Below are 2349 nucleotides of genomic sequence, written 5' to 3'. Positions count from 1 at the left end.
TGCTCGAGGTCGCCGCACGGCACGGCCTCGGCGCCGGTGCCCGTGACGACTTCGCCGGTCGCCGGGTCGTGGTGACCGCCGGCGGCACGCGCGAACCCCTGGACCCGGTGCGCTTCCTCGGCAACCGCTCGAGCGGCAAGCAGGGCGTGGCGATCGCCGAAGCGGCAGCCGCACGTGGCGCCGAGGTGACGCTCATCGCCGCGAACCTCGAGGTCGCCTCACCCGGCGGATGCCGCGTGGTGCCCGTCTCGACCGCGCTCGAGCTGCAGGAGGCGGTGACCTCCGCAACCGGCGACGCCGACGTGGTCGTGATGGCCGCCGCGGTCGCCGACTTCCGCCCGGCCGACGTGAGCGACGTGAAGATCAAGAAGGTCGACGGCCAGGAGCGCATGTCGATCGACCTGGTCCGCAACCCCGACATCCTCGCCGGCCTCGGCGCCGCGCCGCACGACGGCACGGTGCTCGTCGGCTTCGCGGCGGAGACCGAGTCCGACCCCGTGCGCCTCCTCGAGCTCGGGCGGGCGAAGCGCCGCGCCAAGGGGGCCGACCTGCTCGTCGTCAACCGCGTCGGATGGAACCACGGCTTCGCCGCCGACGAGAACGCCGTGAGCGTGATCGGAGCAGACGACACCGTCACGGCAGAGGCATCCGGCACCAAGATGTCGGTGGCGCACGCCATCCTCGATGCCATCGCCGCGCGGATCGCGCCCGGCGCCGAGCCCACCACGAAGGACACCCACCCCAGATGAGCGCACTGCGCCAGTTCACCTCCGAGTCCGTCACCGAGGGTCACCCCGACAAGATCTGCGACCAGGTCTCCGACGCGATCCTCGACGCGCTGCTGACGGTCGACCCGACGGCGCGCGTCGCGGTCGAGACGCTCGTGACGACGGGCCTCGTGCACGTCGCCGGCGAGGTCTCGACCGAGGGATACGTCGAGATCCCCGCGATCGTGCGCAACCGGATCACCTCGATCGGCTACGACTCGTCCGACGTGTGGTTCGACGGCCGTTCCTGCGGCGTCTCGGTCTCGATCGGCGGGCAGTCGCCCGACATCGCGCAGGGCGTCGACGACGCGTTCGAGACGCGCGAGCGCGCGAGCCTCGACGAGCTCGACCGCCAGGGGGCGGGCGACCAGGGCATCATGTTCGGGTACGCCGTGCGCGAGACCCCCGAGCTCATGCCCGTGCCGATCTGGGTCGCGCACCGCCTCGCCGAGCGGCTCGCCGAGGTCCGCAAGCAGGGCGAGCTCGACTACCTGCGCCCCGACGGCAAGACGCAGGTCACGGTCGGCTACGAGGGGCAGGTGGCGCGCACCATCGAGACCGTCGTGCTCTCCACGCAGCATTCGCCGAAGGTGTCCACCGAACAGCTGCGCGCCGAGGTCGAGGAGCTCGTGATCCGCCCGACGCTCGACCGGGTCGAGCTCGCGCGGCCCGACCTCAGGGTCCTCATCAACCCGACCGGTCGCTTCGAGATCGGCGGTCCGCAGGGCGATGCCGGGCTCACCGGTCGCAAGATCATCATCGACACGTACGGCGGCGCGAGCCGACACGGCGGCGGCGCGTTCAGCGGCAAGGACCCGTCGAAGGTCGACCGCTCCGCCGCGTACGCGATGCGCTGGGTCGCCAAGAACGCCGTCGCCGCGGGCCTCGCCGATCGGCTCGAGCTGCAGGTCGCCTACGCGATCGGCGCGGCGGCGCCGGTCGGCCTCTACGTCGAGACCTTCGGCACGGGCCACCTGCCGGAGGAGCGCATCACCGAGGCGATCCGGGAGGTGTTCGACCTGCGCCCGGCCGCGATCATCCGCGACCTCGACCTGCTCCGCCCCATCTACGCGAACACGGCGACGTACGGCCACTTCGGCCGCGAGCTGCCCGACTTCACCTGGGAGCGGCTCGACCGCGTCGACGACCTCCGCTCGGCCGCCGGGCTCTGACACGACGGGCGGGCGCCGAGGTGACCGACCTGTCGGTGGCACGCGTCCTGGTCGACTCGCCGCTGCCGCAGCTCGACCAGCTGTTCGACTACCGCGTCCCTGAGCGACTCGCCGATGCCGCGTCGCGCGGCGTCAGGGTGCGCGTTCCGCTTCGGTCGGGCGGGCGCATCGCCCAGGGCTGGATCGTCGAGCTCGTCGAGCGCTCCGAGTACCGAGGCGAGCTCAGCGAGATCGACGACGTCGTCTCCGACGTCCCGGCGCTCATGCCCGACGTGTGGGGGCTCGCGCGTGCGGCGGCCGACCGGGCGGCCGGCAACGCGAGCGACATCCTGCGGATCGCGATCCCTCCGCGCTACGTCCGCGCGGAGCGGGCGTGGCGTGCCGCCGAGCCCGATCCCGGCCCGCTGCCG

3 protein-coding genes are annotated in these 2349 nt (G+C 72.8%); all 3 read left to right on the top strand.

Features of this window, described 5'->3' with window-relative positions; genetic code table 11:
• A partial coding sequence (locus ESO86_RS15585; protein ID WP_277985241.1) for a phosphopantothenoylcysteine decarboxylase domain-containing protein occupies positions 1-749 on the top strand: 749 nt, incomplete at its 5' end.
• Entirely contained in the window at positions 746-1939 is a 1194-nt protein-coding gene (metK, locus tag ESO86_RS15580; RefSeq protein WP_129235783.1) for a methionine adenosyltransferase, read from the top strand. The genes ESO86_RS15585 and metK, both read left to right, overlap by 4 nt.
• 35 nt (positions 1940-1974) lie before the next feature.
• Positions 1975-2349 (top strand): primosomal protein N' family DNA-binding protein (locus ESO86_RS15575; RefSeq protein ID WP_479722789.1); only part of this gene is annotated, 375 nt, incomplete at its 3' end.

Origin of the sequence: Agromyces binzhouensis (genome assembly GCF_004135055.1) — a bacterium.
Classification (GTDB): Bacteria; Actinomycetota; Actinomycetes; order Actinomycetales; family Microbacteriaceae; genus Agromyces; species Agromyces binzhouensis.
Note: the sequence above shows the minus strand (reverse complement) of the source record. Positions and strands in the feature narration are given on the sequence as shown.